Genomic DNA, 6,215 nt, shown 5'->3' with positions numbered 1-6,215 from the left:
GCGAGTTCCGCACGCAAAGGAAAGCACTTAATGTGCTTTCCGTCTTGCGCAGGACTGTAGAGCAGCAAACTTAACCCCCGCCCTCAGCCCCGGAGACCCTCCCGGATGGCCCCGAAAAATTTTTTCAAAAAAGTTGTTGCGCGCCGGACAGACTTCTGTGTATACTAATCCCCGCAGCGCACGCGAGCGGAAACAAACGCGAACGTCTGCCTGGGGAGTTAGCTCAGTTTGGTTAGAGCGCCGGCCTGTCACGTCGGAGGTCGCGGGTTCGAGCCCCGTACTTCCCGCCAACGCAATTAAAGCCACGTCTTCGGACGTGGTTTTTTGCGTTTGATGCACTTTGTTTCGATAGAACGATCGCCCTGGTGCATCTTCGCCCAGAATCCCCGCGCCTTCGGGAACGCAAGTAAAATCTAATAAGTATATCTGTCTGAACAACAGCTTTGTTGCGCAACACCTGTTCTACGAGACAGGGGGTTAGGTTATACTAAATTGCACTGTGCGCCGCATCTGATGCATTTCGCTCCAAGCGCGGCACTCAGTGGATATCCGATTTACCATTTGGATGTCCTGGCGGTCATTTAGCGTCTCGACACAAGCTCGGCCCCGGAGCTCGTTCGAGCTGTTCGTATTCCTTGAAAGGGAAAAAATGGACATATCGAGGAAGACTGATTACGCCCTTCGAATGCTGGCGATGCTTGCTGAGGATCCGGAGTGTTTGCTTTCTGTTCGCACCGCTGCCGAAGAGGTCAATGTCCCGTATTCGTTTGCCCGCTCGATTCAGCACGGTTTGGTCCAGGCCGGTATTGTGGAGAGCCTGCGTGGCGTCCACGGTGGCATGCGTCTCAAGGTCAGTCCGGACGACGTCACTATCCGCCAGGTCGTCGAGGCCGTTCAGGGTCCTATGGTTATGAACGATTGCACCGCGCCCGATGGTGACTGTGCGCGCATGGGCGCGTGCTGCTATCATCCCCTGTGGGCCGGAGCTCAGGCGTTGATGCGCGACTACCTCGATTCCGTTTCGCTCGGCGACATCGTCGCTCACCGCCAGTTCCCGGCCGTCGATCCCAAGTTCGCCGACCGCGAAGCGTTTCCCGAGTACGCCACCTGCGCGTGCGCTTACCGGGAGGAATAGCGCCGCATAAGGAGCATAGCCATGATTCAGGACCCCTTTCGTTCGATGATTCGTTCGGAAGGGGTCCTGCGTTATCGCGACCTTCCGTGGCGCCGCACACGCGATCCGTACATCATTTGGCTTTCTGAGGTCATGCTGCAGCAAACACAGGTGCCGCGTGTGGAGGCGCGCATGCCGGTGTGGCTCGATCGTTTTCCGACTGTGCAGGCGCTTGCCCAGGCCGCGCCTTCCGATGTTTTGGACGCTTGGCAGGGCATGGGCTACAACCGACGCGCTCTGGCGCTTCACGGGGCCGCTCAGCGCGTTGTAGAGGACTGGGACGGGGAGTTTCCGCGTGAGACGCGTGACTTGGTCGCTCTGCCTGGTATTGGCCCGGCAACGGCGCAGGGTATCCGTTCGTTTGCGTTTGATCTTCCGGGCGTGTATTTGGAGACCAATGTGCGCACGGTCTTTTTGCATCATTTCTTTCCCGATGTGCCGGCCGTTCCCGATCGCGAACTGGTGCCGCTGATCCAAGCTGCCTGTCCGGCGGTCCCCGGTGCGGCGGCGGACGAGATCGCGCCCTTTGCCGCGCCTCAAGACGATGCCGACACGCCGCGCGCGTGGTATTACGCATTGCTGGATTACGGCGCGTATCTTAAAAAGACACTGCCCAATCCGTCCAGGCGGTCGGCGGGCTATAGTCGTCAGTCCAAGTTTGAGGGCTCGCGCCGCCAAAAGCGCGCCCACATTGTGCGTATGTTGTTGGCAGCGCGCGATGGGCAGCCGGCGGGGATTACGCTTGCTGATGCCGTGGTGGGCGTTAACGAGATGGAAGCGGCAGCCGGTCGCGGGCCGGTCGAGTGCGACTTGATCGCGGGCATTCTAGCTGACCTGGAGCGCGAGGGCTTTTGCCGAGCCGAGGACGATCGTTGGTTGAGTGTGTAGCCCGCTCAAATCTGAAGAACGGGATTGTAAGGTTTAAATTCGCGGCTTGAGGGCATCCTAAAGACAAGGTCGCTCAAAGCCTATGGGCGGCACGTGTTGAAGGGAAGTACACCTATGGATTTTGAGAATTCCCAAACCAAGAAGAACCTCGAGACCGCTTTTGCCGGTGAGTCCCAGGCACACACCAAGTATCGCTACTACGCATCTAAGGCCAAGAAGGATGGCTACGTTCAGATTTCGAATATCTTTGCCGAGACGGCGGGCAACGAGTCCGAGCACGCCAAGCTGTGGTTTAAGTATCTGCACGACGGCGCCGTTCCGGGCACTCTGGACAACCTGCGCGACGCCGCCGCGGGCGAGAACTACGAGTGGACCACGATGTACGACGAGTTCGCCAAGACCGCCGAGGAGGAGGGCTTTGCCGAGATCGCCGAGAAGTTCCGTGGTGTCGCCGCCGTCGAGAAGGCCCACGAGGAGCGCTACAACAAACTCGTCGAGCGCATCGAGTCGGGCGAGGTGTTTGAGCGTGAGGGCGTGAAGGTGTGGAAGTGCCTGAACTGTGGGCACCTGCACGTTGGTGCCGAGGCGCCCGAGGTGTGCCCGGTCTGTAACCACCCGAAGGCGTACTTTGAGGAGCAGGTGGTGAACTACTAGCGCTTGGCGCTGGCTGCTGCGGAGCGCGGGGCGGGAGGCCGGATTGCCTTCCCTCCCCGCTCACGGCTTCGCAGGGTCGCGTTGAGGGAAGGCAATCCGGCCTCCCGCCCCGCGCCCCGGCGTTGGGTCGTTGCGTGCTCGCTACAGAAAAGCTGATTAGAAGTTTGCGTGCCGCCCCTTTTGGGGCGGCACGTTTTTGTGTGGGGTCCCGGTCTTCACAATTTCCGTCAAGCTTTTGGCCAGCTTTTGGTTAGTTGGCGGGTTGGTGGAAGGGCAAAAGATTATTCGACAAAAAAGCTCAGAGAAAGTGCTGGTAGGGGAGTTGTTGAGGTTTTCGACAGCTTTTGTCAACAAGAAACTTTGCGGCTATTGCTACGGATTGCGTTGCCGTGGCCTTGGCGGTGCGGGATGCTGGGCGTAAGCGTCGAATGCTCCGATTTTGGAGGCCAGCATGGATTTGTTTCTTGAGACCCCGCAGCGACAAGCCGAGCGCATGTTGCGCCAACAGCAACGGCTTATGGAGATGCAAATGCAAGGGGCGGCCGTTCAACCTCCTGCACAAAACGCCGCACCTGCGGTATCGTCTGCGGGCGAGGTAGACCCAGGAGCATATTCCGTACAACAAGATTCATATGCGCAGGAGCTTGCGTTCGACAAGCGCCGCACACGTCACCGCCGCGTGGGCCAGCGCCTGCGCACGTTAGCGATGATCGTGCTGATCCCGTTGGGACTCGCGGCAATCTTCTTGGCCTCATATGCCCTCACGTGCATTCTCAACGGCGCCTCGCCCAATGAGGTGCTTCAGCACTTGGCAGCTCTCGGCCAGCGCCTAGGCGACGTCATAACAACCATCCGCGCCGGCTGGGAGAGTTAGCGTTTGTCACATTAGGACTTCTAGAGTGTACGGATTATCGCCACGAGTAGAATTCTTGCATCCTTTGGGTCCTGCCGTGCGACTGAATAGTATTATTGAAGATGAATAATAATAGGATTTGCTATGTATAAGCAGGATTTAGAGCAGACTCTTTTGGGCATTGACGAAGAGGCGGAGCTGGAAATAGGTCCAAGAGACGACAGGCCGAGCGTTGTATTGGTGGGAGGAAGCGCTTTCATGCTAAACGATGTGACGAATCGGTCGGTTACACATGACATTGATGTGTTTGAGGCAGACAGGTGCCTCCGCGAGATCATAGCTCGATACCCCGAGGTGAATGGTATGGCGGTGGCATATTGTAATCAGATGCCATTCAATTACGAAGATCGTTTGATTCCCTTGAAGATTGGGGCGCGTTTTATCAGGTACTTTACGCCATCTTTGGAGGACCTGGCGGTGATGAAGCTTTATGCCTATCGTCCGAACGACATCGTCGATCTTCATAGTCAGGCATTTGTTGACCGACTTGATTGGGATCTGCTCGAGCGGCTTATATTCGACGAGGGAGAGGCTCTGGCGTCGTCGCCCTCGGAGCGGAGTTATCAAGAGATGGTCTGCGCATACAGGCAATACAAAAAGGAGGTGCTCGGTTGAATCTGACTTTTGAGGGATTTTTGAAAGGCTATTGCCGAGAACTATCCGGACAGCAGTCTCTGAGTTTTAGAAAGCTGGTTGAGCAGGCGACGACGGTTGCGCCGCGCGTGGCGGAGCCTCTGTTTTTGCTCGCTTTGGCGCAGGGAAAAGCCGAATACGTTCTGGGTTTATCCGAGGGCTCGTGGATGGAAGAGAGCTATCGAGGTGTTTTGTCTCTGTATGGCCAAGCGGGTAGCCTGGCATCTCTATGCACCGAGGATAAGCTCCCCAATCGTTATGCCAACGTTTGGCACGCGTATAGAGGGGTGAAAGAAAAGCCAGCGGCCGACAGAAGGGTGAACGCCCTGATGAGAAAGAGAACACTGGAAGCATTGGAGGAATCGGGTGTAACGCGCTATGGCATCTGCCGTGCTCTGCACCTGAATAAAGGAAACGTATACGCATACTTGGCCGGCGATGACTCAAAGGTGAGCAGGAAAACGGCGCGCCGCATTATGGAATATGCGGAGGAGAGGGGCACCCAAGAAGGGGCCGGGCGCTCAGTGCGTGTGGCGGGGTAAGATTGATCGCGGTTTTGATTGATAATCGATTGGGTTTGTTGGGCGGAGTCTATGTCTGCTATTGATATTGCGCTTGTTGTGATTGCCTTGGTGGCGGTGGGAGTTGCTGTGGTTTGCGCCCTGCAGCTTAAAGGCCTTCGTGCCGAGTTGCGAGAGCGTGGCGGCAACGACGCGGAGACGCTCGCGGCGCTCGAGCAGGCCAACAACGCGCTCGACACCCTGAACGTCGCGCTGGCAGAAACCCGCCGCACGGCAAACGCCATCGCGCAGCAGCAGACGACCGACGCCGCCGTAGAGCAGCAGCGCTACCTGACCATCGCGCGTGAGTTCTCGCAGGCTGGCGACCGTATGGATGACCTGCGCCGCGAGACGGCCCAACAGCTCGGCGCCAACCGCGAGGGCATCGAGCACCGCCTGGACAAGGTGCGCGAGACGGTCGACGCCCAGCTGGGCGCCATTCGCAAGGACAACAACGTGCAGCTCGATCAGATGCGCGCGACGGTGGACGAGAAACTCTCCCGTACGCTCAACGACCGTCTGTCTGCATCGTTTAAGCAAGTGAGTGACCAGCTCGAGGCCGTGTACAAGGGCCTGGGCGATATGCAATCCATCGCCACCGGTGTGGGCGACCTTAAGCGCGTGCTGGGCAATGTGAAGGCGCGCGGCATTTTGGGCGAGGTGCAGCTGGGCGCAATCCTGGCGGACATCCTTACGCCCGACCAGTATCTGGAAAACGTGGCCACCAAGCCTGGCGCCTCGGAGCGTGTTGAGTTTGCCGTCAAGCTGCCGGTGGACGAGGGCGATCCCGTGCTGCTGCCGATCGACTCCAAATTCCCGGGCGATGCGTACGAGCATCTGCTCGACGCCCAGGAGTCGGGCGACGCGGAGGCCGTCGCCGCTGCGCGCAAGACGCTCGATATGATGGTGAAGCGCGAGGCAAAGGACATTTGCGAGAAGTACCTGAGCGTGCCCGCGACGACCAACTTTGGCATCATGTTCGTGCCGTTTGAGGGCCTGTACGCCGAGGTCGTCAGTCGTCCCGGGCTTATCGAGACCCTGGGCCGCGACTATCACGTCAACGTTGCCGGCCCCAGTACCATGGCCGCCATCCTCAACAGCCTGCAGATGAGCTATCAGACGTTTAGGCTGCAAAAACGCACCGATGACGTGCTGCGCGTGCTTTCCGCCGTCAAGGCTGAGCTGCCGCGCTATCAGGCGGCGCTGCGCCGCGCGCAGCAGCAGATCGAGACCGCGGGCAAGACGGTCGAGGGCATTATCACCACGCGCACCAACGTTATGGTGCGTAAGCTCAAGGACATCGACGCGCTGGAGGACGCGCGGGAGGCCGACGAGATCTTGGGGCTCACATCCGCGGAGCTGCTCGCAGACCAAGAGGACGAGGACTAGTTGC

7 protein-coding genes and 1 tRNA gene are annotated in these 6,215 nt (G+C 58.5%); all 8 read left to right on the top strand.

The annotated features are described in order from the left end of the window. Window positions 1–212: 212 nt before the first annotated feature. The 8 genes from AB5164_RS04625 to AB5164_RS04590 all read left to right on the top strand — a co-directional run bounded on the left by AB5164_RS04625 (window position 213) and on the right by AB5164_RS04590 (window position 6,211). Window positions 213–290: transfer RNA gene (locus tag AB5164_RS04625), tRNA-Asp, on the top strand. A 359-nt stretch (window positions 291–649) separates the two neighbouring features. Continuing rightward, complete coding sequence (locus AB5164_RS04620; RefSeq protein ID WP_022094514.1) at window positions 650–1,135, top strand: RrF2 family transcriptional regulator; 486 nt, start codon at window positions 650–652, stop codon at window positions 1,133–1,135. A 21-nt stretch (window positions 1,136–1,156) separates the two neighbouring features. After that, a complete protein-coding gene (locus AB5164_RS04615) occupies window positions 1,157–2,062 on the top strand; it encodes an HhH-GPD family protein (RefSeq protein ID WP_349105187.1) in 906 nt (301 codons plus the stop codon). A gap of 114 nt (window positions 2,063–2,176) precedes the next feature. Then, the gene (gene rbr, locus AB5164_RS04610; RefSeq protein WP_006235152.1) at window positions 2,177–2,716 is read left to right on the top strand and encodes a rubrerythrin; all 540 of its coding nucleotides are present in this window, start codon (window positions 2,177–2,179) and stop codon (window positions 2,714–2,716) included. Window positions 2,717–3,167: 451 nt separating this feature from the next. Beyond that, a complete protein-coding gene (locus tag AB5164_RS04605) occupies window positions 3,168–3,590 on the top strand; it encodes a hypothetical protein (protein WP_368143289.1) in 423 nt (140 codons plus the stop codon). Window positions 3,591–3,713: 123 nt separating this feature from the next. Further along, window positions 3,714–4,244 (top strand): DUF6036 family nucleotidyltransferase, encoded by a 531-nt coding sequence (locus AB5164_RS04600; RefSeq protein WP_368143288.1) that lies wholly within the window; start codon window positions 3,714–3,716, stop codon window positions 4,242–4,244. Continuing rightward, the gene (locus tag AB5164_RS04595; protein WP_368147851.1) at window positions 4,241–4,804 is read left to right on the top strand and encodes a hypothetical protein; all 564 of its coding nucleotides are present in this window, start codon (window positions 4,241–4,243) and stop codon (window positions 4,802–4,804) included. Before AB5164_RS04600 ends, AB5164_RS04595 begins: the two co-directional genes overlap by 4 nt. A 51-nt stretch (window positions 4,805–4,855) precedes the next feature. After that, window positions 4,856–6,211 carry a DNA recombination protein RmuC gene (locus AB5164_RS04590; RefSeq protein WP_368143303.1) on the top strand — a complete coding sequence of 452 codons (1,356 nt, stop codon included), beginning with the start codon at window positions 4,856–4,858 and terminating at the stop codon, window positions 6,209–6,211. Window positions 6,212–6,215: the final 4 nt, after the last annotated feature.

The organism is Collinsella aerofaciens, from assembly GCF_040915425.1.
GTDB classification, from domain to species: Bacteria; Actinomycetota; Coriobacteriia; order Coriobacteriales; family Coriobacteriaceae; genus Collinsella; species Collinsella aerofaciens_BW.
Note: the sequence above shows the minus strand (reverse complement) of the source record. Positions and strands in the feature narration are given on the sequence as shown.

Bases quoted from the DNA above. Each gene is read 5' to 3' on its own strand.
- AB5164_RS04590 (WP_368143303.1), top strand. From the start codon at position 4,856: ATGTCTGCTATTGATATTGCGCTTGTTGTGATTGCCTTGGTGGCGGTG.
- AB5164_RS04605 (WP_368143289.1), top strand. From the start codon at position 3,168: ATGGATTTGTTTCTTGAGACCCCGCAGCGACAAGCCGAGCGCATGTTG.
- AB5164_RS04620 (WP_022094514.1), top strand. From the start codon at position 650: ATGGACATATCGAGGAAGACTGATTACGCCCTTCGAATGCTGGCGATG.
- rbr (WP_006235152.1), top strand. From the start codon at position 2,177: ATGGATTTTGAGAATTCCCAAACCAAGAAGAACCTCGAGACCGCTTTT.
- AB5164_RS04615 (WP_349105187.1), top strand. From the start codon at position 1,157: ATGATTCAGGACCCCTTTCGTTCGATGATTCGTTCGGAAGGGGTCCTG.
- AB5164_RS04600 (WP_368143288.1), top strand. From the start codon at position 3,714: ATGTATAAGCAGGATTTAGAGCAGACTCTTTTGGGCATTGACGAAGAG.